Raw genomic sequence first — 22,924 nt, forward strand, 5'->3', positions numbered from 1 at the left:
CGCATGACGCGCAGGCAGCATCGCTATTTTAGATATGCGGTCTTCGGTCTGGCGATGATGTCGCCCGCCGTTGGTCGTGCCGCAGATGCGGACGATCTCGCGCCATACAAGATGCTGCGGTCCCTGCAGTTCGTGCAGGACTCGGTTGTAACAGGCGATCACTCCGCCGGTGAAATGCAGCGCTTCATGCTTGGCAAGATCGATCAGCGCCTGCGAACCGTCGATCCGTCCGTCTACGACGACGACCGCAATGTCGATGCGGCATTGATCTATGTGATGAGCGGCGGTAATCCGCAGACGCTGGAATATCTCGTTTCTCATGACATCAACGGTTACTTCGACAATCGCGTCACCGACGTGTTGCGGAAATATCTTGGTGGCAAGGGCCTGCTCGTCTCCAAGACGCTGGAAGAAACCGCCAAGGAATATGATGGCAAGAAGATCGGACCCTATCTGGCGCTGATCGGTGGCAACGTGCTGATCGCCACAAGACCAGCTGACGCCCTGACCATGTATGACAGGGCGCGGCTCAATGCGCCCGGCACCATCGTGGAAGAGGCAGCGCTGCGCCGCTCGCTTGCCATCTGCGTGGAAACCGGAGATGTCGACAAGGGGCTTGCCTATTCACAGCGCTATGTCCGCCGTTTCCTTCATTCACCCTATGCCAGCCAGTTTGCCGATCTCTTCGTGAAGCTGATCGTCAGCCACGACCACGATGTCAATCCGCAGACGGTTGTCGATATCCTGTCCTTCATGGACGCGCCGCGCCAGCGCGAGGTCTATCTGCGTGTCGCGCGCGCTGCCGCGATTGCCGGAAAGCCCAATCTCGCCCGTATGGCCGCCCAGCGCGTTCAGTCGCTGGGCGAGGGGACGGACAATCCTTTTGGACCGCTCGCCGATTTCTACAATGGTATGGCGAACGTTCCCACCGACGACATCGACCAGGCTGCCAAATATATCGCCAACATCTCCGGGGCATCGCTCTCGCCACAGGACCAGGCGCTGCAGGCTGCTGCAAGATCCGTTGCCGAGCAGATATTGCGGGCTCCGGATCCCGCAAGCCTGACACAAGGCTCCACTCCTAATAGTACTAATCAAGAAATCACTTCTGAACAGGCTGCAGCCGCCACGGCTGCGCAACCGGAAGGAGCGCCGGCCGCTGCTCCGGAACCTGTTGTCGAAGGCACGGCTTCTGCTGGCTCGGGAGGCCAGGATGTCGACCCTTCATTCACCTCTTTCGTGACGACCAATCGATCCAAGCTCGACGAAATCGACGGTCTCCTGGCCCAAGAAGGCAAATAAGATGATGATGGATATCAGCGTCTCGGGCGGAGCGCCCGGCACGGGCGCGTCTGCGTCCGTAGGAACCGGAAGGCAGGCCGGCAGGGGCGAGGCTGCGGATCAGAACGGCGGCTTCTCCGATGTCCTCTCCAAGGCCGGCAATGCCGATCAGGATGCGGATGCAGCTGATACGTCCGACCCGCAGGCCGCTGACGAGACAGCGGCGCATAACCTGCGCGGCCGCAATCCGAAGCCGCTGATCGATCTGAACGACGCCTCGCTCAAGGGACAGGTGGACGCGCAGCCCGAAACGATCGCAAACGCCGGCAAGATGCCTGTGAAATCCGAAAAGGACCAGGGCAAGAACACGGCTGTCTTTGGGTTGGGCAAGCCGGGCGCCAAGGATCAGGCAGCCGAGACCGCCGCGCAAACGGTGAGCAAGCCCGCCAAGCACACCAAGACCAATGAGCTTGATATCGATACCGATGCGGGCGCGGTTAGCGAGGCCGGCGACGGCGATATCACCGATGTCCTCGGCCTTTTGAAGCAGGAGCCCGGTAATGCCGCGGCTGTCCTGCAGGCTTCCGCTCATCATGCCGTCGCGAAGGCGGACGACGCTGCGGCCGGCAAGAAAGACGCCAAGGCCGAAAGTGTAAACGGTGCCAAGGCTGATGCGCATGTGTCGGATGCATTGGCAGCTGTTGCCTCGCATGGCAATGACGCGCATGTGCCGGGAACGGAGAATGCTGAAGGTGTCGAAGGCAAAACGTTCAGGATCAGCCGCGCCGATGGCCGTGGCCAGACGATGGACATGCAGATCGGCGCTGAACAGCCGGGCTCCGAGAAATCGACAAAGTCGAGCGTCGAAAATGTCTCCGTTCTGGAATCACGCCGCTATCTCGGCCTGGTTCAGAACCCGAATTCCGCGACCGTGACAGCGGCGCTTTCGGGTGACAAGGAATGGGCGCAGGCCATGCAGCCGAGCTCCGCCTTGTCGAACGCCGCCGAATGGACGAGCACCGGCAAGGTGGTGAACACCCTCAAGATCCAGATGAGCCCGATCGATCTCGGCCTCGTCACGGCTACGATGCGTCTGTCAGGTGATACGCTGAACGTCGACCTCAAGGTCGAAACCGGTGCTGCCTATCGCCAGCTCAAGGAAGATCACGGCAAAATTCTCGAGGCGCTGCGCAGCCAGGGCTACGCGGTCGATAACGTAACCATCAGCATGGCCCCTGTGGAGCGAGCCGATGCCGGCAACCAGGCAAACAGTCAGGGACAGGCTTCCCAGCAGCAATCGCTTGCCCAGGGACAGGGCCAAGGTGGCGAGGCGCGTGAGCGCCAGAACCAGACAGCGCGGCAGACGGATGGAGGCTTCAATGGTGTGGGCGGGAACGGTGTTGAGAACGCTTCTGCTGTCGATGCTGGCGGTAGCCGCTCTGGCAGCGTTTACCTCTAGCGCATCGGCCTCCACAGGCGCCTGTGAGCGTGAAATTCAGTCGGCAGCGGCCAAATACGGGATTCCCGAGGGAATTCTCTATTCGGTCGGGTTGACGGAAACCGGGCGCAAGGGATCGCTCTATCCCTATGCGATGAACGTCGAGGGGAAGGCCCTGTTTCCAGCCTCCGAGCAGGCTGCGTTGCTGCAATTCGACACCGCCAGCAGGGGCGGCGCGAAGCTCATCGATATCGGATGTATGCAGATCAATCACTACTTTCACGGCGAGAACTTCGGCTCCGTGGAGGAAATGTTCGATCCTCATCGCAACGTGGAATATGCCGCAAAGTTCTTGCGCAACCTTCACGACCGCCATGAGACATGGACGATGGCGGTAGCAAGATACCACGCAGGACCGAACAACAATCCGGCGCAGAAGCAATATGTCTGCCGCGTCATCGCAAATCTGGTTGCCACCGGCTATGGCAAGTGGACTCCCAATGCGAGCAAATTCTGCGAAAATTAATTCAATTAATAATTGAATCGGTCAATTATGACCGAACTGTGTCAGAGTGTGGCAGGAATTCGGCATGAAACCTGCGTGCAAGGTGTAATTAAGTAGATGTTAACTTTTCCACGAAATTTTTGTGTGCATAACGACGTTGACCTACTACATCTAGATCAAATCGGCACCCAATTCTTAATCAATTATTAATTTCCGCCATTAACTTTCACGAGTAGCCGCTGATTCGCGCGATTCGTATCCATAGATCATCGATGTGCCACACTGATTCGGAGGCGGACGAATGATCGTAGTGGTTGATGAGCGTGAGCTCGTGAAGGATGGTTACACTTCTCTGTTTGGCCGTGAGGGTATTCCCTCGACCGGCTTTGATCCCAATGAATTCGGCGAATGGGTGCAGACGGCGGCTGATTCGGATATCGCTGCGGTCGAGGCATTCCTGATCGGCCAGGGCCAGCGCGCACTGGAGTTGCCGCGCGCGATCAGGGATCGCTCGATGGCGCCTGTGATCGCTGTCAGCGACCAGCCGTCGCTCGAAAACACGCTTGCCCTTTTCGATTGCGGCGTCGACGACGTTGTACGCAAACCGGTGCATCCGCGTGAGATTCTCGCGCGCGCCGCTGCAATCCGTCGTCGCCTGAAGGCGATCGCAAACTACACGGACATCGGCGCCATCCGCGTCTTCTCCGATGGGCGCGATCCGGAAATCAACGGCGAAACCTTCGCTTTGCCGCGCCGCGAGCGCCGCATCCTCGAATACTTGATCGCCAATCGCGGTCGTCGCGTCACCAAGACCCAGATCTTCAATGCGATCTACGGCATTTTCGACGAGGAAGTCGAAGAAAACGTCGTCGAAAGCCACATCTCCAAGCTGCGCAAGAAGCTGCGCAAGAAGCTCGGTGTCGACCCGGTCGATTCCAAGCGCTTCCTTGGCTATTGCATTGATTGGAATTGATTTTTTCGGCGCGGGTCGTGCCGCGCGGGAAAGCCGGAATATTTCGATCGGCGACCCGGCACAACAGACAGCTTCACGCAAGGCCCGCCAAATACTGTTGTACTTAACAGGTAAAACGAGGTTTTCAGATGAGCATTTTCGGCAGCATGAAGACGGCAGTATCGGGGATGAACGCGCAGGCAAACCGCCTCAGCACCGTCTCCGATAACATCGCGAACGTGAACACCAGCGGCTATAAGGCAGTTTCGACCGCGTTCTCGTCGCTGGTCCTGCCATCGGGCTCCGGTAACTACAATTCGGGCGGCGTGACGACGACGGTTCGTCAGGCTGTTTCCGACCAGGGTGATATCTCCTACACGACCTCCGGTTACGACCTCGCAATTTCCGGCGACGGTTTCTTCATCGTCCAGGGCGGCGATGGCGTTCCCGTCCTGACGCGTGCCGGCGATTTTACGAAGGACGACACCGGCAACCTCGTCAACTCGGCCGGCTTCACGCTCATGGGCTATCCGTGGGGTTCCTCGGCTCCGGCCGTCGTCGTCAACGGTTTTGACGGGTTGGTTCCGATCAACGTTCTCGGCAATCAGAAGCTGGAAGCGATTGCGACATCAAACGGCACTTGGACTGGTAACCTCAAGCCCGGTGCGACTGTCGTCACGGATCCCGATACGCTGCCGAGCGCCAACGCTGCCGTAGACCCCACGACGACGAATACTCAGAAGTATTCGATAGTCACCTACGACAAGCTTGGCAGTAAGGTGATGTACGACATCTACTTCACCAAAGTTCCCTACGACGCTGCGGCAATACCGGCACCTCCTGCGGGTTCGCAATACCAGTGGGAAATGGCCGTATTCCGCAACGGAGACAAAGCCACGTCTGGCACCAGCTCCTTCCCATACAGCTCTGGTCCTGTTGCGACCAAGACGGTTTACTTTGACGACAAAGGCCAGATGACTTCGACGGCCAACTCGACGATCACCGATCCCGCGACCGGCCTCAGCATTGACCTCAATCTCGACCTTTCCCAGGTCGGCGACAATTTCTCCGGTTCGGGTAATGTTGACGGTCAGGGCGCAAATTCGCCGGTTGATATCACAATCGACTCCGACGGTATCGTCTACTCGAAGTATGATGACGGCAGCACCAAGCCCGTCTTCCAAATCCCGCTTGCCAACGTTCCAAGCCCGGACCTGCTGACGCTGATGTCCGGCAATGTTTACTCGGCCAACGGCAGATCGGGCGTGACCGTCACCGGTTTCCCGCAGACCAGCGGCTTCGGCAAGATCCAGTCGGGCGCACTCGAAGGTTCGAACGTCGACCTCGCCGGTGAACTGACCGAAATGATCGAATCCCAGCGCAGCTACACCGCCAACTCCAAGGTGTTCCAGACGGGTTCCGATCTCATGGACGTTCTCGTCAACCTCAAGCGTTAATCAGGGTAACGGGTAAGCCATGTCGCTCACTTCAGCACTTAACACCGCGCAGAGCATATTCAACAATACGGGCACGCAGAGCAGCATCGTATCGAACAATATCTCGAACGCCGGCAACAAGGACTATGTGCGCCGGCAGGCGATGCTCACCACCTCGCTGAACGGCGCCCAGGTGGTCAAGATCAGCCGCGCACAGGAAGATGCACTGCTGAAACAGTATCTCAAGGCGGCCTCGCAGGACAGCGCCCAGCAGACCCTGCTGGGCGGCCTTGAAGATCTGAAATCGATCATGGGCGGCAACGATAACGAGACTTCGCCTGAAACTGCCCTCCGCACCTTCCGCGACAAGCTCGGCACGTTCCGCGCGACCCCGGGCGACCTTATTGCCGCCCAGGGTGCGATCACGGCGGCACAGGATGTCGTGACGTCGCTGAACAATGCTTCCAAGGCAGTGCAGCAGCAGCGTTCCGACGCCGACAAGCAGATCAAGAACCAGGTCGATTCGCTGAACAGCCTGCTGAAGCAGTTCGAAACGGCCAACAACGCCGTCAAGAAGGCGACGGCCGGCAACGAGGATCCTTCGAGCGCTCTCGATGAGCGCGAAAAGGTTCTCAAGCAGATCAACCAGATCGTTGGTGTCTCTACGGTGACGCGCAGCAACAACGATATGGTGCTTTATACGGCCGATGGCACCACCCTTTTCGAAACGATCCCGCGTACGGTGAGCTTCGAGCCGACGCAGTCCTACGCGGCAGGCACTAAAGGCAACAAGGTCTATGTCGACGGTGTGGCCGCCAACATGGGTTCAGGTGCGTCGACCAGTGCGCAGGGCAGCCTGGGCTCGCTCCTGCAGATCCGCGACGATATCGCGCCGAAGTTCCAGAGCCAGCTCGACGAAGTCGCCCGCGGTCTTGTCGATCTCTATCAGGAAGCGGGCGCTCCCGGTCTTTTCGTCTGGACAGACCCGGCGACCGGCACGGCTGGCGGACTTCCGGTGGATCCGCCGGTCGGCGGCATTATCGATGGCATTGCTGGAACGATTGCTATCAATAAGGGTGTCTTGACGAGCGGCACTCCGGCCGGCGATCCCATGCGCCTGCGCAATGGCAACATCAACGGAGGTCCCGGTTCGAATCCGGGTAATTCGAGCGGCTACTCCGCGGAGCTCGACCGGCTCTACACGGCGATGGACAGCGGCATTCCCTTCGATACCGATTCGGGTCTGGACACCAATGTCAGCATCATGAGCTACGCCACCAATTCGATTGGCTGGCTCGAGCAGAACCGGAGCGATGCGACCAAGGCTGCGGAAAATACCCAGGCTGCCTCAGCGCGAACCGATGAAGCTTATTCCAATGAAACCGGCGTCAACCTCGATGAGGAACTGACGCTCCTTCTCGACATAGAGCAGTCCTACAAGGCGGCGACCAAGATTTTGAACGCCGTTGACGAGATGTTGAAAGCATTGCTGGATATTGCGAGTTAAGCCATGAAGAGCTCATTTATTTCAAGTTCGGCCATCCAGAACGCCATGCGGTTGACAATCCGCCAGGCGCAGAACCAGATGACGAAGGCGACGATGGAAGCGACCACCGGCACCTACGCCGATATTGGTGTGTCGCTGGGCGGTTACGCAGCCAAGAGCATCGACTTCACCCGTGAAGTCGACCGTATCAAATCGATCAAGCTGAGCAATGCTCTCGTAGACGCCCGTATGGAATCGGCTCAAACCGGGCTCGATAAAATGAAGAAGGCGGGTGATAGCTTCCTCTCCAAGCTGACCGCCCTGCAGAGCAGCCACGATCCGGGCAGCATCACCGTCGCAATCCAGTCGGCCACGAGCGCGCTTTCGACGATGATGGATACGTCGAATTCCATGGTGAATGGCGAGTATCTCTTCGCCGGTATCAATACTGACATTCAGCCGCTGACGGACAAGACGGCAGCGACGACGACGGAAATCACGAACAGGCTGAACGCCTACGCGGCGACACTCAGCAAGCCGGTGAAGGAGATGACCGGCGACGAGATGAAGACGTTCATCGAAACGCAGGTTGAACCGATGTTCAGCGAAGCGGCCTGGACGGATCCGACCACCGGTTGGTCTAAGGCGTCGAGCCAGAACATGACGAGCCGCATCAGCAATTCGGAAGTCGTTGAATCCTCGACCAATGCCAATTCCGAGGGCATGCGTTACTTCGCTCTGGCGACTGTGATGACCTCCGCGCTGATGGGTCAGAACCTCAGCACGGACGCGATGAGCGCGGTCTCTTCAAAGGCGATCACCTACACGACCAGAGCCACCACGGGCATCATCACCCAGGGTAGCCAGCTCGGTCTGTCGCAGGAGCGTGTCGAGAAGGCGAATGACGCCCTCGATGCCCAGGCGAACATCATGCAGACCAAGCTCGTCGATATCCAGGGCGTCGATCCCTATGAGGCCTCGACCCTTGTCAAGACTTTGGAAACCCAGCTCGAAACCGCTTACACGATCGTATCGAAGATCCAGCAGTTGAGTCTCGTGAACTACCTTTGATGAGCAAAGGCGCGCAATATAAAGAAGGATGCATGAATGTATCAGTTCTCGTATGCCGAGGTCATGCAAGACTCGGTTGCCGACGCGAAAGAGCGGGAATGGCAGGTTCTCGAACGTTCGATTGAACTGCTCTCGGTGGCGCGCGACAAGGAGAAGTATACCCGGGAGGCTATTGAAGCTCTCTTTTATACCCGCAGGGTGTGGATCAGCTTCATTGAGGATTTGAAACATCCCGACAACCAGTTGGAAGTCGAGCTCAGGGCAAACCTCATCTCGATTGCGATCTGGATATTGAAGGAATGCGACAGAATTAGAAAACGTCAGTCGAATAACTACCAGGGCATCATCGACGTTACCACCATCATCAGGGATGGACTTAAATGAAAAGTACACTTCGCATTTCTCTGAAAGCCGGGGAAAGAATCTTCATCAACGGCGCTGTCCTGCGTGTCGACCGTAAGGTCGCACTGGAATTCCTGAATGATGTGACGTTCCTTCTCGAAAACCACGTGCTGCAGCCGGAAGGCGCGACCACGCCGCTTCGCCAGCTCTACTTCATTGCCCAGATGATCCTCATCAATCCCGAGGGCAAGGAACATTCGACGGCGATGTTCCGCAAGTCGATCACGATGCTGCTCACATGCTTCAAGAACGAGGAAATCCTCGCCGAACTGAAGCGTATCGACGCACTCGTTTCGACCGGTCGCGCCTTCGACGCGCTGAAGGCGATCCGCGGTCTCTACGCGATCGAAGACAGCATTCTCAACAATCACGAGCTGCCCCCGACCATGGTCGAGCAGATTCGCAGGGAGATCGCACCATGGCGGTAGACGGAACCCAGAGCGTAGGCGGTGGCAGCAGCACGTATGGCTCGTCCAATGCTGCGCAGCAGAAGGCCACGCTGAACTACGACAACTTCCTTCAGCTGCTGGTCGCGCAGATGAAGAACCAGGACCCGACCGATCCGATGGACGCCAGCGAGCAGATGTCACAGCTCGCGAGCTTCTCGCAGGTCGAGCAGACGATCCAGACGAACTCGAAGCTCGACACGCTGCTGACGAGCTCCAGCCTGACCCAGGCGAGCAGCTATGTCGGCAAGTACATGGAAAGTGCCGACGGCAAGACCAAGGGTACGGTTGAATCCGTCAAGGTTTATTCCGACGGCCTCATTGCAACGCTCGATAATGGCGGTAAAATTCTCATCCAGGCTGGCATATCCATTTCCGATTCGGCGCCGACCAACACCTCGGGTGATGACAGCGCTTCGAATGGATCTGAAGATGACTCCGGCACCGACGAAACGGATGGCGTCTGATATCAGTTCGTTTGGGTCGTATCACAGAATACCAGTCCGGCTGGAGCCGGGCTGGCTGCTTTCAAGGCGATATGAGGTTGCCTGACGATGAATGAAGCTGATGCACTCGACCTGTTCCAGGCTGCGATCTGGACCGTTCTTATTGCTGCCGGTCCCGCCGTCATTGCGGCAATGGTCGTCGGTCTCGTAATCGCGCTGATCCAGGCGCTCACCCAAGTGCAGGAAGCCACGCTCACCTTCGTCCCGAAGATCGTCGCCGTTCTGGTCACGATCGGCATTTCCGCTCCCTTCGTGGGCTCCCAGATTTCCATTTTTACCAACCTGGTCTTCTCGCGCATCCAGTCCGGCTTCTGAGTTAGAGCCTTTCCTGGTTAGCTTGAAGCATTCTGCCGGAGCAGGTTTGTGTCAGGGCAAAGGCGATTGGCGACGGGCATACCCCAGGTACGTCCGAGCCGATCGCCTTTGATCCTGGCGCAAAGATGCCCGGCCCTAGCTGGTTTGCAAGCAAACCGCCGGGGTTGGCTGAAACGGGCCGTCTGATCGACCGGCCGGCTTGGCCGTAGATCTGGGCTACGACGCGCGCCGGCCGGTCGACCATCCGACTCCGTTTGAGCCAACAGAATGCTTCAATCTAACCAGGAAAGGCTCTAACTTCGCGCAAGCTTCGCCATTTAACTGTCGATCCGAACTGGGCGGATTCTGATGTCCGCCTCCTCTCATGAAGAGACGGAATCGCTATGGCGCAACCACCTGCACTACCCCTTCCGAAAGTCGCTCCGAGTATGCGTGACATCGGCTTTGCCATGGGCATTGTCGGTATCATCTGCATCCTCTTCCTGCCGATCCCGCCGTTCCTGATCGATATGGGACTGGCCTTCTCGATCGCTTTCTCGGTGCTGATCCTCATGGTCGCGCTGTGGATTCAGAAGCCTCTCGATTTCTCGTCCTTCCCGACCATCTTGCTGATCGCGACGATGACGCGATTGGCGCTGAACATCGCGACGACGCGCGTCATCCTTTCGCACGGCAACGAGGGGCATGATGCCGCAGGCGGCGTCATTGCGGGTTTTGCAAGCCTGGTCATGTCCGGTGACTTCGTCATTGGTCTGATCGTCTTTCTGATTCTCATCACCATCAACTTCATCGTCATCACCAAGGGTGCGACGCGTATCGCAGAAGTCGGCGCGCGTTTCACCCTGGATGCCATCCCCGGCAAACAGATGTCGATCGACGCCGATCTCTCGGCCGGCATCATCGACGAGAAGGAAGCCCAGCGCCGCCGCAAGGAACTGGAAGAAGAAAGCTCCTTCTTCGGCGCGATGGACGGTGCATCGAAGTTCGTTCGCGGTGACGCGGTTGCGGGCCTTCTCATCACAGCCATCAACGTCTTCGGCGGTATCATCATCGGCTATTTTCGCCACGGCATGCCGATCGGCGAAGCCGCCGACGTTTTCGTCAAGCTGTCGGTCGGTGACGGCCTCGTCTCGCAGATGCCGGCTCTCATCGTTTCGCTCGCCGCCGGCCTTCTCGTTTCGCGCGGCGGCACCACCGGCTCCACCGACCAGGCGGTCGTCAATCAGCTGAGCGGCTATCCCCGCGCGCTCTCCGTTTCGGCCGTGCTGATGTTCGTCCTGGCCCTGATGCCGGGTCTGCCGTTTGTTCCCTTCGTGATCCTCGGCAGTCTTCTCGCCTTCGGCGCCTGGTTCATTCCGCGTCAGGTCGAAGCCGAAAACAAGATCCGCCGTGATGCCGAAGAAAAGAAGGTCGTCCAGAGCAAGGAGCTCGAAAAGGATTCGGTCAAGTCGGTTCTCCGCACGTCCGAAATCGAGCTTGCCCTTGGCAAGATGGTCTCGACCCGCCTGCTTGGCGCCCACCAGGAGCTCGCCTTCCGCGTCGGCAAGATGCGCAAGAAGTTCGCCACCCAGTACGGTTTCGTCGTGCCGGAAATCAAGGTGACGGACGATATCGGCATCCCCGAGAAGTCGTATCAGATCCGCATTCACGGCACGACGGTCGCCTCGAACCTGCTGCGTGTCGGCGAAGTCCTCGTCGTCACCGGCGCCGGCCGCAAGCCGAGCATTCCGGGTGACGAAATCCGCGAACCCGCTTTCGGCATGCCGGCGGTTTCGATCCTCGAAAACTTCGCCGACGATCTGAAGCGCGAAGGCTTCCAGCCGATCGACAACGTCTCGGTCGTGTTGACGCATATGAGCGAGGTTATCAGAAACAACCTGCCGCAGCTTCTCTCCTATAAGGACGTGAAGATCCTGATCGATCGTCTCGACCCTGAATACAAGAAGCTCGCCGATGAAATCTGCTCGTCCCACATGTCCTATTCGGGCCTGCAGGCGGTGCTGAAACTGCTTCTTGCCGAGCGCGTCTCGATCCGTAACCTGCACCTCATTCTGGAAGCCGTCGCCGAACTTGCCCCGCATGTCAGAAAGACGGAGCAGATCGTCGAGCATGTCCGCATCCGCATGGCCCAGCAGCTCTGCGGCGACCTTGCCGACAACGGCGTGCTGCGCGTGTTGCGGCTCGGCAGCAAGTGGGATCTGGCCTTCCATCAGGCTCTCAAGCGCGATGCGAAGGGCGAAGTCGTCGAATTCGACATCGATCCGCGCACGCTGGAGGAGTTCAGCGAACAGGCGACGAAGGTTATCCGTGAATTCATGGACAGGGGCCTGCCTTTCGCCCTTGTCACGTCGCCGGAAACGCGCTCCTATGTCCGCATGATCATCGAGCGACTCTTTGCAACGCTTCCCGTGCTCTCGCATGTGGAACTGGCCAAGGGCATCGAAATCAAGATTTTGGGCTCGATTTCATGATTTCAGACCCGCAAGGGACAGTTCTGGCGCTGTTTCTGGTTTTCTGCCGGATCGGTGGCTGCGTGCTGACCCTTCCGGGTTTCTCTTCCGCCCGCGTGCCGGAGCAATTGCGCGTCTTCATCGCAGCCGGACTTTCGCTTGCGGTGCTGCCGGTACTCTGGGACACGGTCTATCCGTCCGTTCACACCAGCTCCGGCACCTATATCGGCCTGATTTTCAGCGAATCGCTGATCGGTGTGATGTATGGCATGCTTGCCCGCCTCTATACGCTCGGGCTGCAATTTTCGGCCTCGATCGTGTCCATGATGGTCGGCTATACGCAGCCGAGCACGAGTGATGTCGTCGAAGACTCGGCCGAAATCAGCCTGACGGCCTTCATAACCATGACCGGTCTGATGGTTCTCTTCATCATGGACTTCCATCACATCGTCTTCCGCGCGCTGATCGATTCCTATACGACCATGCCCTTCGGCGGGTTGATGCAGATGCGTTCCACGCTCATCACCTTCACTGATACGCTGGAGCAGACCACCTACATCATGCTGCGGCTGGCGAGCCCCTATCTGATTTACGGGCTGATCTTCAACATCTCGATCGGCTTCATCAACAAGCTCGCGCCACAGATCCCGGTCTACTTCATCTCCACGCCCTATCTGCTGATGGGCGGCCTCTTCCTGCTCTATTTCTCCATCGCTGCCTTGATCAGCCAATTCGGCCAGTCATTCGCCGGCATATTCGTGGGGAGGTGAGGGCGGTGATCGAGAAGAAGCGCTCCGACAAGCTCAAGCGCCTGGTCGCGGTGCAGCGGCATCTTGAAAAGATGGCGGAGTACGATCTCGCAGAAACCAGCCGTCAGCGTGCTGAGGTCAATGCAGCCATGGATGTCGCCATTCTTGCGCTCGGTTCGCTGGACCCTATCCATCGTGCTTTTTCGCAGAGCTACGCCGATCGATTCGGCAGGTTGAGCATCAAGGACCAGCAACTGACCGGCATGCAGCAGGTGCATGAAATGCGCCTGACGCGCGAGCGTGCCAAGGGCGACCGGCTGGAAGAAAACATGCTCGATGCCCTTCAGGCAGAGCGTCGCGAGGCGGATGACAATGCCGTTTACGACGTAATCGATCAGCAGTTCGCAACGCCAGCCTCCAGCAAGCTTCAAAAATAATAATCGCCACGATCTTACATTAGAGGATTGTAACGTGGCTATTTCACCCCCCAGCGATCTGGTGATGGACGTCGTCAAGGCGGCCGACCCCATGGAGGTTCAGGCTGCCCAGGAAAAACTGAAGGCCAACCGTGCGGCCTTTGCTGCGACAAGCCTGGCAGACAGCGGTAACGGCTTTTCTTCCGCAGTCGACATTCTCGACCACGTCAAGCAGAAGAGCGGCCTGAACAACATTCAGAATCGCACCAAGACCGAGGAAGTGCCGGAAACCTACCGGAAGTTCGAGGCTATGGTTTTGCAGAACTTCGTGAAGTCCATGCTGCCGAGCGATGCCGAGAATGTCTTCGGCAAGGGCGCGACGGGTGACATCTGGAAGGGCATGATGGCCGAGCAGCTCGGCAACGTCATGGCCAAGGGCGATGGCATCGGCATTGCCAAGCAGATGTATTCCGAGCAGCTGCGCCGCCAGGAAGGCAAGGTCGTCAATGCCTCCACGGATGAAGACGATCGCAAGACGGCCATGAGCATGATCGACGAGTTTCAGCGCAAGACCTTCGGCACTCCGACTGCCGACAATAAGTCTGCAACAAGCGACGCATAATCGAGGATAAAATGGAAATAGTTTCGAACGAATATAGGATCAAATCCGTTCTCGGGCGCCTCGAAATGATAATCGACAATGAGAATACTCGGATCGGCAGCGATCCGCAGTTCGATCTCAAGGTCTCCAATGCGCATAAGAGCCGGTGCCTGTACGAGCTCTCGATGCTTTTCCGTGACACCGATCCGGCCGAACTTGCCGCTTCACATCTTGACCAGCTTCATGGTCTGAAAAAGAAGCTGGTGCTGAACGCACGTCGTGTGGAAGCGCATCTGGAGGCGGTTCGCGCCGTTGCCGATCTTTTGAAGAATGCCGTGCAGGATGCGGATGCCGATGGCACCTATTCCCAGGAACAGTTCGTCGCGCGGGACGCCTGATGATCAAGCTCGTCCTTACAGGTGTCTGGGTCTGCGCCGTCACGCTGGCATCGGTCTATTTCTCGGTGAACATGGCGACCGCGCCGGCGCCGGCTGTAGCGGACACCAAACAGAGCGCACTTGAACTGGTGAAGGGCGAGACGATCACCGTGCCTGTCATCGGCAACGGTGCGGTCAACGGTTATTTCCTCGGCCGCATCTCCTTCATGATGCACAAGGACATGATCGCGGGCCTCAATCTGCCGATCACGGAGATGACGACCGACGAACTCTTCAGCCTGCTCGTCGGCAACAAGATGATCGATGTCTCCAACGTCAAGGCCTTCGATCCCGGTGCTTTCCGCCAGGAGATCAAGAAGGGCATGAACGAGCGTCTCGGCGGCGAATATGTTGCCGAAGTCATGCTGGAACAGCTTGACTACCTCTCGAAGGAAGATGTGAAGGAGACCTCCGGCGGCAAACCGGCGAAGGTCGGCGCGCCGGTCAAGATCGTCGAGACCGCGCCGGCTTCCGAAACGTCGGTTCAGTCCTCTGGTCACTGATCACCATCTCCAGTCATTTGAAAACGGCGCCGAAAGGCGCCGTTTTTGCGTTCTCACCTTGGTTAACAAACCACTTATGCGAGCATGAAAATCCGTCCCTTTTTCCTAAGGGTTGTTTGAAACCGAACTGATACAAACGCGGCACAAGCTTGGGAAGATACCGCCACGGGGTTGGGGGAAGTCGTTCCAGGCAGGACGCTGCTGGTCTTTACAAGACCTCCGCTGCGGAAATGTGGGCTTATTTTCCGGGATCTCGGGCGCATGACGCACCCTCGGCAGGAGGTTGGAATGAATCTGATTGCAAACTTCGCGGTGCTCGCATCGCGGCGGACGATCTTCGATCTGCCGGTCTGCGATCTCGGCTGGGACGATGCACTGGTTTTCATCAACGAACTGGCTTCCATTCCTGTCGGGCAGACTGTGGTTTGCTTCGTCAATGCCCACAACATGCTGACGGCTCTGCGCGACGACGAATACTATCAGATCATGTCGCACAACCTCGTGCTGCCTGATGGCATCGGTCTCAATATCGCATCCCAGGTCACGCATGGTTCGCCGTTTCCCGCCAATCTGAACGGCACCGATTTCGTGCCGGCCTTCCTGACGTTCATGGAAACGCCGCGTCGTATCGGCCTCATCGGTGGCACACGGGCGGTTGTCGAGAAGGCGGCCGAAAATTTTGCCAGGCACGCGCCCTGGCACGAGTTCTTCGTGATCTCCGACGGCTTCTTCGACAAGGCCAATCCAGAATCCGTTACCGACGAGGTGGAGCGCCGGAAGCTCGATATCCTGATCGTCGGCATGGGCACGCCGCTGCAGGAAAAATGGGTTCACCAGAATATCCGCGCCGATCACGCGCGGCTCGTTCTGACGGTCGGTGCACTTTTCGATTTCGTCTCGGGCACTGTGCCACGCGCACCGAAGACGGTGCGCATGATGCGTCTGGAATGGGCCTATCGGCTAGTTCAGGAGCCGGGGCGCCTCTGGCGCCGTTATATCCTCGGTATTCCGGTCTTCCTCTTCCGCGTGTTCCAGTATCGCTTCAGCCGGCATGCGCGGATTCTTGGTCAGCCGGATGAACGGGCGGCTGCGGCGCACACTGCAGGCGAACCGAAGAGAATCGAGCAGACGAAAAAAGCCGGCTGATTACAGATTTCTGCAGGCTCCGGTTAACCATTTCTTTGCCATGTATATTTAGAGTAGCTTAATCATCCGCGTCGGCGCGGTTGAGCGAACTCGGCCATCATGCGCGTGAGATGTGACGCCAATGCACGATTCCAGGGCGAAAAACAGTTTCCATGATCGCGCAACCACCTCGTCGCGCGGCCGGCGGCAAAGTGTCGAAAAGAGCCCTCCGCTCGGAAAAAGCCCGCCGCCGGAGATCCGCCCTTCCGAGGCCGAACTGCTGCGCGCCATAGGCCGGCTGCTCGACGAACAGCGCGCGAAAGCGCGGCTGACTGAACCGCTGGTGGACCGGATCGAAACGATCCTCGGCTCGCGTCTGCAGGCTGCAAACGATATCGCCGCCGCGCCCGCTCCTGAACCCTCTCGCCCTGCGCCGGAGCCAACGACGCAATTCGCCCGGGTTCGCGAAGTCGCTCCCGTTGAAAAAGCGTCCATTTCGACGGTTTCGCGTGAAGTTCGGCGCCCGAACTGGATCAGAAGCGTTCTCATCGTGGCTGTCCTCTCGTTCGGCGGTGCTGCCACCCCCATCCTGACCCCATCCTCACCCGCGCTTTACACCGCAGAGGCGACACTTGCCGTGGATGCAGGCGCAGGCAACCGGACCGCCTTGGTTGGCGATACCGTCAAAAGGCTCTCATCGGTACCTGTCGTCGCCTCTGCCGTTACGGCACTGAAGCTGGACCGCGATCCGGAATTTGCCGGCAGCAGCGCCGATGCGCTTGGTGTCGCCTTGGATCTTCTCTCCGGCAATGGTGCAGCCGCCGATCCGGCATCGCGCGCAGAGGCCGCGCTGAAATCTGCCGTGGCAGTTATTCCCGACGAGCGCACCGGCACGATCCGTCTGATGGTAACGACGGGCGATGCCGACAAGTCGACGCGCATCGCCATGCGGTTGTCCGATACCGTGACCGGCGGCAGCGCCGCAGGCAAGGCGGCCGAGACGGCCACCGCCTTGAGGAAGGAAAATGATCAGGCTCAGGCAGAGCTCACGGCCTTCAGTCAGAAAAACGGCGAGGGCAACGTCAAGGTTGCGACGCAACTGCAGCGCCAGATCACCGGGCTCGATGCCGATCTGAAGAATGCCGACAATAATATTCTGGCCGCCAAGGAGCAGGCCGACAGACTGAAGGCCGCCAAGCTCGCGGACGTGCTGGACGGCTCGCTCGCTCCAGATATGATCTCGCCCGCCCTGCAGGATCTGCGTGACAGATACGCGATCGCCAAGACCGCATTGGCACAGCTCTCGGCGGACCTCGGCCCACGCCATCCGCGCTTGCTCCAACAGCAGTCCGAGGTCGATGGTCTGAAGGATAACATCGGCAAGGAGCTGGCGCGCCTCGCCCAGAACGCACATGCAGCAGCCAAGACTGCCGTCGATGCGCGCAAGCAACTCAGCGATCGCCGCAACGCGCTGATTGCCCAGAGCCGTGATACCGGCGTCGATCTCGCCAAGCTGACCGAACTGCGGGAAAAGGCGTCCGCCGCCCGCTCGCGCTTGGAAGAGGAGGTTTCCACGACAGGTGCCATCGGCGATGGCCGAGTCACGGTTCGCAAACCCGCCCTTGCGCTGCCGGCTTCCGGCGACGACGGTTTCGGTGTCCATTCGCTGATGGGTGGTCTTGCCGGTTTGGCGGTGGGCCTCGGTCTCACTTTCTTGCCGCGTCTCTTCCGCCGGCAGCCAGAACAGGCGCCGCTCCAAGTTTCCATCCAGGCTCCAATCCTTGCCCCCGTGCCCGAACTTGTGCAGGTTCCAGAGCAGGCACTGGTCACGCAGGCAGCTGACGAAGTCGATGCGCTGCGCTCGCAGATCGCCAGCTTGCGCGATCGCTTTCACGCTCACCAGACCTCGCGGTAAGCGAACGCCCCGACCGCAGATTGCTCTTGCATTTGCCGTTTTTAAACGGGATAGGGCGTTATCGGGAAATCATTCCCGCCGCGGGCGAATAGACTGGCGCGAAATTGGGCGGAGAAGACGCGTGACGACAGTAATCGATGGCAAGCAGGTTGCCGCTTCCGTAATCGAAACCGTGAAATCGGCAAATGCTGCGCTTGAAGCCGCCAAGGGCGTCCAGACGGGTCTTGCCGTCATCATCGTCGGCGACGATCCGGCGAGCCACACCTATGTCAGCTCCAAAAGCCGAATGGCCAAGGAATGCGGCTTCAAGTCCGTCCAGCACACGCTGCCGGTCGAGACGAGCCAGGAGGAGCTTGCAGCCCTCGTCGCTTCGCTCAATGCCGATCCCTCGATCCACGGCATTCTCGTGCAGCTGCCGCTGCCCAAACATCTCGACAGTGAGCCGATCATCCAGTCGATCCTGCCGCAGAAGGATGTCGACGGCCTGAGCGTCGTCAATGCCGGCAAGCTTGCGACCGGCGACCTGAAGACCGGCCTCGTCTCCTGCACGCCGGCCGGCGCCATGGTGTTCGTCCGCCGCACCCACGGCGAGGACCTCTCAGGCTTGAACGCTGTCGTCATCGGTCGCTCCAACCTGTTCGGCAAGCCGATGGCGCAGCTTCTGCTCAATGCCAATGCGACGGTCACCATCGCCCATTCGCGCACGAAGAACCTGGCCGGCATCTGCCGCAACGCCGATATCTTGGTGGCGGCCGTCGGCCGTCCGGAAATGGTCAAGGCCGACTGGGTCAAGTCCGGTGCCACCGTCATCGATGTCGGCATCAATCGCATCGCCGCACCCGAGCGGGGCGAGGGCAAAACCCGCCTTGTCGGCGATGTCGCCTTTGCCGAGGTCGCCCCGGTTGCCGCCGTCATCACCCCGGTGCCGGGTGGCGTCGGCCCGATGACGATCGCCATGCTGATGGCCAATACGGTGATTGCCGCCCATCGCTCGGCAGGGCTTGCGCCGCCGGCATTCTGATCAGCTTTGCGGGGCAGGGCCTGTCGAGGCCCTGACGATCAGCTCCGTCTTCCAGAGTTCCTGCTCCGGGAAGGGGCCAGCCTGCTTGACCGTGCCGATGAGCCGTTGCGCGATACGCACGCCCGCAGCGCGCAGTGACGACCGGGTGGTTGTCAGCGGCACCGAGAAGTTTTCGGGCTTCAACAGCGGCAGCACGTCGTCGTGGGCGATCAGCGAGATATCCTCACCAAGTTTCAGTCCGGCCTGATTGACGGCCCGGATCGCGCCGAGCGCAAGCACCGTACTTGAGCATAGGATGGCGGTCGGCCGCTCGGCAAGCTGCAGGAAGCGCTCCATGGCGATCAGCCCTTCTTCATCCGACATCACAGTATGGCTCGTACAGTCTTCCGTAAGCTCCAGCCCGCGTTCGCCAAGTGCGCCAATGAGGCCGTTCCTGCGGCGAATGGCGAAGTCGAGATGCGCCGGCCCGTTCATCAGCGCAAAGCGCGTGTGGCCGAGCTGCAGCAGAAGCCGCGCCGCATCGTAGAAGGCGGCCTCGTTGTCGATATCGAGATAAGGATAGTCGGGCTCGGTACCGAAGGAACGTCCATGCACCACGAAGGGCATGGAGAGCGACTTCAGCATGGCGAGACGCGGGTCGTGACCGCGCATATAGGCTACGAAGAGTGCATCCACATTGCCGCTGATCGCGAGGCGCCGCAGTGCTGCGACCTCATCGTCCGGGTCCGCCGGCATGATGACGAAGTGAAAATCATGGCGCACCGCTTCCTCGCCGAGACCTGTCAGGAACTCGCCGAAATGCACGTCCGACTGATGGCCGGGCGCGGTCGGCATCACGAGGCCGATCGACCCGGCTTTGCCGGTCGCCAGCCGCTGGGCTGCCTTATTCGGCCGGTATCCTGTTTCCTTGACTGCCCGGAGCACGCGTTCCCGTGTCGCCTCGTTGACCTCGGGATAACCGTTGAGCGCGCGGCTCACGGTTGTCTGCGAAAGCCCCAGCAATTCCGATAGCTGTTTGAGATTCACCTGCTATGCTTCCTCCCGGCCTGCCCTATGGCCGTCAAATAGTGGCCGCCGCCTCCCAGTGGCTTCCAAAGCGCTTTAAAATATGTAGCATCTGCTGCGCTTGACTCAAGAAAAATCGCTCCATATTCCCCACCAAGCCTTGCTGCAACGCGATATCAGGCCTGTATTCCAGCCGCTCTCGTGAAATGGCTTGACTTCATTCCACCGAAAGTGAATGAGTTGCGTTGTCAAAGCGCTTTGAGATTTCCTTTGAATGAAATTCTGCGCTATCGGATTGTGATGGGAGGTTGATCACATGAAAAAGTCATTCTTGATGGGCGTTGCACTTGCGGCGCTTTTTGCCGGCGCTGCGTCGGCCGCGGATCTGAAGTTCCCGCCCGGCCAGGACTCCAAGTTCAACTGGAAGAGCTATGATGACTTCAAGTCTGCCCATGCCGACCTGAAGGGACAGCAGCTGACGATCTTCGGTCCCTGGCGCGGTGAAGACGAAGCCTTCTTCCAGAGCATTCTTGCCTACTTCGTCGAGGCGACCGGCGTCGACGCAAAGTATTCCTCTTCTGAAAACTACGAGCAGCAGATCGTCATCGATACACAGGCAGGCTCCCCGCCGAATATCGCCATCCTGCCGCAGCCCGGTCTGCTGGCCGATCTCGCCAGCAAAGGTTATCTGACGCCGCTCGGCGACGATACTTCCAAGTGGGTCAAGGACAACTACGGCGCCGGCGACAGCTGGGTTGGTTACGGCACCTACAAGGGCAAGGACGGCAAGGACGCCTTCTTCGCCTTCCCTTACAAGGCCGACGTGAAGTCGCTCGTCTGGTATGTTCCTGAAAACTTCGAGGAAGCAGGCTACAAGATCCCGACATCAATGGAAGAGCTGCACGCCCTGACCGACCAGATCGTCAAGGATGGCGGCGTTCCGTGGTGCATCGGCCTCGGTTCCGGCGGCGCGACCGGCTGGCCCGCAACCGACTGGGTCGAAGATATCATGCTGCGCATGCAGAAGCCTGATGTCTACGACAAGTGGACCACCAATGAAGTGAAGTTCACCGATCCGGCCGTCGTTGCTGCGATCGACGAATTCGGCAAGTTCGCCAAGAACGGGAAGTATGTCGATGGCGGTGTTGCAGCCGTTGCTTCGACCGACTTCCGCGACAGCCCGAAGGGCCTCTTCGCCGTTCCGCCGAAGTGCTACCTGCACCACCAGGCTTCGTTCATCCCGTCCTTCTTCCCTGAAGGCACGAAGCTCGGCACTGATGCAGACTTCTTCTACATGCCGACCTATGCCGCACATGCCGATCTCGGCAAGCCGGTTCTGGGCGCAGGCACGCTCGTTACCATCGCCAAGGATTCTCCGACGGCTCGCGCCTTCGTCGACTTCCTGAAGACGCCGGTTGCTCATGAGCTCTGGATGGCGCAGTCGAGCTTCCTGACCCCCTATAAGGGCGTCAACGTCGATGCTTACGCCAATGACCAGATGAAGAAGGAAGGCGAGATCCTGACCTCGGCCACCACCTTCCGCTTCGACGGTTCCGACCTGATGCCCGGCAAGATCGGCGCCGGCGCCTTCTGGACCGGCATGGTCGATTTCGTCGGCGGCAAGTCCGCTCAGGACGCCGCAGCCGAAATCCAGAGCGCCTGGGACGGCATCAAGTAATTTCCTTTAAGCTCATGCCGCCGGGCAGCCGGCGGCATTGCCGGAATGAGCGACCGGGCTCCGGAGGGGGAGCCCGGTCGTGTCGGATCCTGTGGTCAAACACACAAGCTCTATTGACGGTATCCGGCGTTAACCCTTCAAAATAAGACAGGGAAGCAGGGGAGGGACGAAATGCTGTTGCAGATAGTGTCCGCTTTGGGCGTCGTGGTCGCCGCCGTTTTTGCATGCTCGGCCTATTTCTTTTTCTCGAACAAGATCCTCGATCTCGCCTTGCCGGTGAAGGACGGAGATATCCGTCAGGCCTCGCGCAATCTGAACCGGCGCGCGATGATCCGCCCCTGGCTGTTCCTCGGCCCGGCGCTCTTCCTGCTGATCGTCTACCTCGTCTATCCTGTTGTCGCGACCTTCATCCTGTCCTTCTACGACCGGTCGGGCAACGAGTTCGTCGGCGCGACGAATTACTTGTGGGCCTTGAACGACCGCGAATTCCGCCAGTCGATCTTCAACAATATTCTCTGGCTCGCCGTCGTGCCCGCCTGCTGCACCTTCTTCGGCCTCGTCATCGCCGTGATGACCGACCGCATCTGGTGGGGCAATATCGCCAAGAGCATCGTCTTCATGCCGATGGCGATCTCCTTTGTCGGCGCTTCCGTCATCTGGAAGTTCATCTACGAATACCGCGGCGGCAACGATGTGCAGATCGGCCTCCTGAATGCCATCGTCCAGACATTCGGCGGCACGCCGGAGGTCTGGATCTCCGTTCCCTTCTGGAACAATTTCTTCCTGATGGTGATCCTGGTCTGGATCCAGACCGGCTTTGCCATGGTCATCCTCTCGGCCGCCCTGCGCGGCATCCCGGAAGAGACGATCGAGGCTGCTGTCATCGACGGCGCCAATGGCTGGCAGATCTTCTGGCGCATCATGGTGCCGCAGATCTGGGGCACGATCGCCGTCGTCTGGACGACCATCACCATCCTCGTCCTCAAGGTCTTCGACATCGTGCTCACCATGACCAACGGCCAGTGGCAGACCATGGTGCTGGCGAACCTGATGTTCAACTGGCTATTCCGCGGCGGCGGCGATTCCGGCCGAAGTGCTGTCATCGCCATCATCATCATGCTCGCCGTCACGCCGATCATGGTGTGGAACGTGCGCCGTGCCAATGCCGAACTGAGGGGACGCTGAG

The 22,924-nt window shown here is 59.1% G+C and carries 23 protein-coding genes and 1 pseudogene; 22 read left to right on the plus strand and 2 right to left on the minus strand.

The genetic code is table 11. The features are described 5' to 3' along the window. The first annotated feature begins 3 nt into the window (after positions 1 to 3). The 11 genes from motC (at position 4) to fliQ (ending at position 9,838) form a co-directional block, all read left to right on the plus strand. Entirely contained in the window at positions 4 to 1,302 is a 1,299-nt protein-coding gene (gene motC / locus FHT82_RS08895; RefSeq protein WP_183728601.1) for a chemotaxis protein MotC, read from the plus strand. 4 nt (positions 1,303 to 1,306) lie between these two features. Continuing rightward, positions 1,307 to 2,740 (plus strand): flagellar hook-length control protein FliK, encoded by a 1,434-nt coding sequence (locus FHT82_RS08900; protein ID WP_183729225.1) that lies wholly within the window; start codon positions 1,307 to 1,309, stop codon positions 2,738 to 2,740. Continuing rightward, on the plus strand, positions 2,682 to 3,245 hold the full coding sequence (locus FHT82_RS08905; protein ID WP_183729222.1) for a lytic transglycosylase domain-containing protein: 564 nt from the start codon (positions 2,682 to 2,684) through the stop codon (positions 3,243 to 3,245). The genes FHT82_RS08900 and FHT82_RS08905 overlap by 59 nt, the downstream gene beginning before the upstream one ends. A 280-nt stretch (positions 3,246 to 3,525) precedes the next feature. Continuing rightward, the gene (locus tag FHT82_RS08910; RefSeq protein WP_183728604.1) at positions 3,526 to 4,197 is read left to right on the plus strand and encodes a winged helix-turn-helix domain-containing protein; all 672 of its coding nucleotides are present in this window, start codon (positions 3,526 to 3,528) and stop codon (positions 4,195 to 4,197) included. Between the two features lie 128 nt (positions 4,198 to 4,325). After that, positions 4,326 to 5,633, plus strand: a complete 1,308-nt coding sequence (locus tag FHT82_RS08915) for a flagellar hook protein FlgE (protein WP_183728606.1) — start codon at positions 4,326 to 4,328, stop codon at positions 5,631 to 5,633. A 19-nt stretch (positions 5,634 to 5,652) separates the two neighbouring features. Next, the gene (gene flgK / locus FHT82_RS08920; protein WP_183728609.1) at positions 5,653 to 7,119 is read left to right on the plus strand and encodes a flagellar hook-associated protein FlgK; all 1,467 of its coding nucleotides are present in this window, start codon (positions 5,653 to 5,655) and stop codon (positions 7,117 to 7,119) included. Between the two features lie 3 nt (positions 7,120 to 7,122). Beyond that, on the plus strand, positions 7,123 to 8,169 hold the full coding sequence (locus FHT82_RS08925; protein ID WP_183728612.1) for a flagellar hook-associated family protein: 1,047 nt from the start codon (positions 7,123 to 7,125) through the stop codon (positions 8,167 to 8,169). A gap of 36 nt (positions 8,170 to 8,205) precedes the next feature. Further along, positions 8,206 to 8,553 (plus strand): flagellar biosynthesis regulator FlaF, encoded by a 348-nt coding sequence (gene flaF, locus FHT82_RS08930; protein ID WP_183728615.1) that lies wholly within the window; start codon positions 8,206 to 8,208, stop codon positions 8,551 to 8,553. After that, positions 8,550 to 8,999, plus strand: a complete 450-nt coding sequence (gene flbT / locus FHT82_RS08935; protein WP_132652630.1) for a flagellar biosynthesis repressor FlbT — start codon at positions 8,550 to 8,552, stop codon at positions 8,997 to 8,999. The genes flaF and flbT overlap by 4 nt, the downstream gene beginning before the upstream one ends. Next, positions 8,990 to 9,484, plus strand: coding sequence for a flagellar hook assembly protein FlgD (flgD, locus tag FHT82_RS08940; protein ID WP_183728618.1), 495 nt, complete (start codon positions 8,990 to 8,992; stop codon positions 9,482 to 9,484). The genes flbT and flgD overlap by 10 nt, the downstream gene beginning before the upstream one ends. An 87-nt stretch (positions 9,485 to 9,571) precedes the next feature. Further along, on the plus strand, positions 9,572 to 9,838 hold the full coding sequence (gene fliQ, locus FHT82_RS08945; protein WP_132652628.1) for a flagellar biosynthesis protein FliQ: 267 nt from the start codon (positions 9,572 to 9,574) through the stop codon (positions 9,836 to 9,838). Positions 9,839 to 9,855: 17 nt separating this feature from the next. On the opposite strand, the pseudogene FHT82_RS30660 reads toward fliQ, so the two are convergent. Further along, a pseudogene (locus FHT82_RS30660) lies at positions 9,856 to 10,082 on the minus strand (hypothetical protein). A gap of 139 nt (positions 10,083 to 10,221) precedes the next feature. Between FHT82_RS30660 and flhA the strand changes: the two are divergent. The 9 genes from flhA to folD all read left to right on the plus strand — a co-directional run bounded on the left by flhA (position 10,222) and on the right by folD (position 19,055). After that, positions 10,222 to 12,309 carry a flagellar biosynthesis protein FlhA gene (gene flhA, locus FHT82_RS08950; RefSeq protein ID WP_183728621.1) on the plus strand — a complete coding sequence of 696 codons (2,088 nt, stop codon included), beginning with the start codon at positions 10,222 to 10,224 and terminating at the stop codon, positions 12,307 to 12,309. Further along, positions 12,306 to 13,058 carry a flagellar biosynthetic protein FliR gene (locus tag FHT82_RS08955; RefSeq protein ID WP_183728624.1) on the plus strand — a complete coding sequence of 251 codons (753 nt, stop codon included), beginning with the start codon at positions 12,306 to 12,308 and terminating at the stop codon, positions 13,056 to 13,058. Before flhA ends, FHT82_RS08955 begins: the two co-directional genes overlap by 4 nt. Positions 13,059 to 13,063: 5 nt before the next feature. Then, positions 13,064 to 13,474 (plus strand): hypothetical protein, encoded by a 411-nt coding sequence (locus FHT82_RS08960; RefSeq protein WP_183728627.1) that lies wholly within the window; start codon positions 13,064 to 13,066, stop codon positions 13,472 to 13,474. Between the two features lie 34 nt (positions 13,475 to 13,508). Next, positions 13,509 to 14,075: a rod-binding protein gene (locus FHT82_RS08965; RefSeq protein ID WP_183728630.1), complete on the plus strand. Its 567-nt coding sequence runs from the start codon at positions 13,509 to 13,511 to the stop codon at positions 14,073 to 14,075. Between the two features lie 11 nt (positions 14,076 to 14,086). Further along, on the plus strand, positions 14,087 to 14,452 hold the full coding sequence (locus FHT82_RS08970) for a hypothetical protein (protein WP_007825008.1): 366 nt from the start codon (positions 14,087 to 14,089) through the stop codon (positions 14,450 to 14,452). Next, positions 14,452 to 14,994: a hypothetical protein gene (locus tag FHT82_RS08975; RefSeq protein WP_183728633.1), complete on the plus strand. Its 543-nt coding sequence runs from the start codon at positions 14,452 to 14,454 to the stop codon at positions 14,992 to 14,994. Before FHT82_RS08970 ends, FHT82_RS08975 begins: the two co-directional genes overlap by 1 nt. Positions 14,995 to 15,282: 288 nt before the next feature. Continuing rightward, positions 15,283 to 16,140, plus strand: a complete 858-nt coding sequence (locus FHT82_RS08980; RefSeq protein ID WP_183728637.1) for a WecB/TagA/CpsF family glycosyltransferase — start codon at positions 15,283 to 15,285, stop codon at positions 16,138 to 16,140. A gap of 121 nt (positions 16,141 to 16,261) precedes the next feature. Beyond that, positions 16,262 to 18,034, plus strand: a complete 1,773-nt coding sequence (locus FHT82_RS08985; protein WP_183728641.1) for a succinoglycan biosynthesis protein exop — start codon at positions 16,262 to 16,264, stop codon at positions 18,032 to 18,034. A gap of 121 nt (positions 18,035 to 18,155) precedes the next feature. Then, positions 18,156 to 19,055, plus strand: coding sequence for a bifunctional methylenetetrahydrofolate dehydrogenase/methenyltetrahydrofolate cyclohydrolase FolD (gene folD / locus FHT82_RS08990; protein ID WP_183728646.1), 900 nt, complete (start codon positions 18,156 to 18,158; stop codon positions 19,053 to 19,055). On the opposite strand, the gene FHT82_RS08995 is transcribed toward folD, so the two are convergent. Next, positions 19,056 to 20,081: a substrate-binding domain-containing protein gene (locus FHT82_RS08995; RefSeq protein WP_183728648.1), complete on the minus strand. Its 1,026-nt coding sequence runs from the start codon at positions 20,079 to 20,081 to the stop codon at positions 19,056 to 19,058. A 295-nt stretch (positions 20,082 to 20,376) separates the two neighbouring features. On the opposite strand from FHT82_RS08995, the gene FHT82_RS09000 reads away from it, so the two are divergent. Further along, complete coding sequence (locus FHT82_RS09000) at positions 20,377 to 21,738, plus strand: ABC transporter substrate-binding protein (protein ID WP_183728652.1); 1,362 nt, start codon at positions 20,377 to 20,379, stop codon at positions 21,736 to 21,738. 171 nt (positions 21,739 to 21,909) lie between these two features. Next, the gene (locus tag FHT82_RS09005) at positions 21,910 to 22,923 is read left to right on the plus strand and encodes a sugar ABC transporter permease (RefSeq protein ID WP_183728654.1); all 1,014 of its coding nucleotides are present in this window, start codon (positions 21,910 to 21,912) and stop codon (positions 22,921 to 22,923) included. Position 22,924 lies beyond the last annotated feature (1 nt).

Origin of the sequence: Rhizobium sp. BK275, from assembly GCF_014193555.1 — a bacterium.
Classification (GTDB): domain Bacteria; phylum Pseudomonadota; class Alphaproteobacteria; order Rhizobiales; family Rhizobiaceae; genus Rhizobium.

What these genes read in the sequence shown, in the direction of transcription:
- motC (WP_183728601.1), top strand. Translation starts at nt 4, where the DNA reads ATGACGCGCAGGCAGCATCGCTATTTTAGATATGCGGTCTTCGGTCTG.
- FHT82_RS08900 (WP_183729225.1), top strand. Translation starts at nt 1,307, where the DNA reads ATGATGGATATCAGCGTCTCGGGCGGAGCGCCCGGCACGGGCGCGTCT.
- FHT82_RS08910 (WP_183728604.1), top strand. Translation starts at nt 3,526, where the DNA reads ATGATCGTAGTGGTTGATGAGCGTGAGCTCGTGAAGGATGGTTACACT.
- FHT82_RS08915 (WP_183728606.1), top strand. Translation starts at nt 4,326, where the DNA reads ATGAGCATTTTCGGCAGCATGAAGACGGCAGTATCGGGGATGAACGCG.
- flgK (WP_183728609.1), top strand. Translation starts at nt 5,653, where the DNA reads ATGTCGCTCACTTCAGCACTTAACACCGCGCAGAGCATATTCAACAAT.
- FHT82_RS08925 (WP_183728612.1), top strand. Translation starts at nt 7,123, where the DNA reads ATGAAGAGCTCATTTATTTCAAGTTCGGCCATCCAGAACGCCATGCGG.
- flaF (WP_183728615.1), top strand. Translation starts at nt 8,206, where the DNA reads ATGTATCAGTTCTCGTATGCCGAGGTCATGCAAGACTCGGTTGCCGAC.
- flbT (WP_132652630.1), top strand. Translation starts at nt 8,550, where the DNA reads ATGAAAAGTACACTTCGCATTTCTCTGAAAGCCGGGGAAAGAATCTTC.
- flgD (WP_183728618.1), top strand. Translation starts at nt 8,990, where the DNA reads ATGGCGGTAGACGGAACCCAGAGCGTAGGCGGTGGCAGCAGCACGTAT.
- fliQ (WP_132652628.1), top strand. Translation starts at nt 9,572, where the DNA reads ATGAATGAAGCTGATGCACTCGACCTGTTCCAGGCTGCGATCTGGACC.
- flhA (WP_183728621.1), top strand. Translation starts at nt 10,222, where the DNA reads ATGGCGCAACCACCTGCACTACCCCTTCCGAAAGTCGCTCCGAGTATG.
- FHT82_RS08955 (WP_183728624.1), top strand. Translation starts at nt 12,306, where the DNA reads ATGATTTCAGACCCGCAAGGGACAGTTCTGGCGCTGTTTCTGGTTTTC.
- FHT82_RS08970 (WP_007825008.1), top strand. Translation starts at nt 14,087, where the DNA reads ATGGAAATAGTTTCGAACGAATATAGGATCAAATCCGTTCTCGGGCGC.
- FHT82_RS08975 (WP_183728633.1), top strand. Translation starts at nt 14,452, where the DNA reads ATGATCAAGCTCGTCCTTACAGGTGTCTGGGTCTGCGCCGTCACGCTG.
- FHT82_RS08980 (WP_183728637.1), top strand. Translation starts at nt 15,283, where the DNA reads ATGAATCTGATTGCAAACTTCGCGGTGCTCGCATCGCGGCGGACGATC.
- FHT82_RS08985 (WP_183728641.1), top strand. Translation starts at nt 16,262, where the DNA reads ATGCACGATTCCAGGGCGAAAAACAGTTTCCATGATCGCGCAACCACC.
- FHT82_RS09000 (WP_183728652.1), top strand. Translation starts at nt 20,377, where the DNA reads ATGAAAAAGTCATTCTTGATGGGCGTTGCACTTGCGGCGCTTTTTGCC.
- FHT82_RS09005 (WP_183728654.1), top strand. Translation starts at nt 21,910, where the DNA reads ATGCTGTTGCAGATAGTGTCCGCTTTGGGCGTCGTGGTCGCCGCCGTT.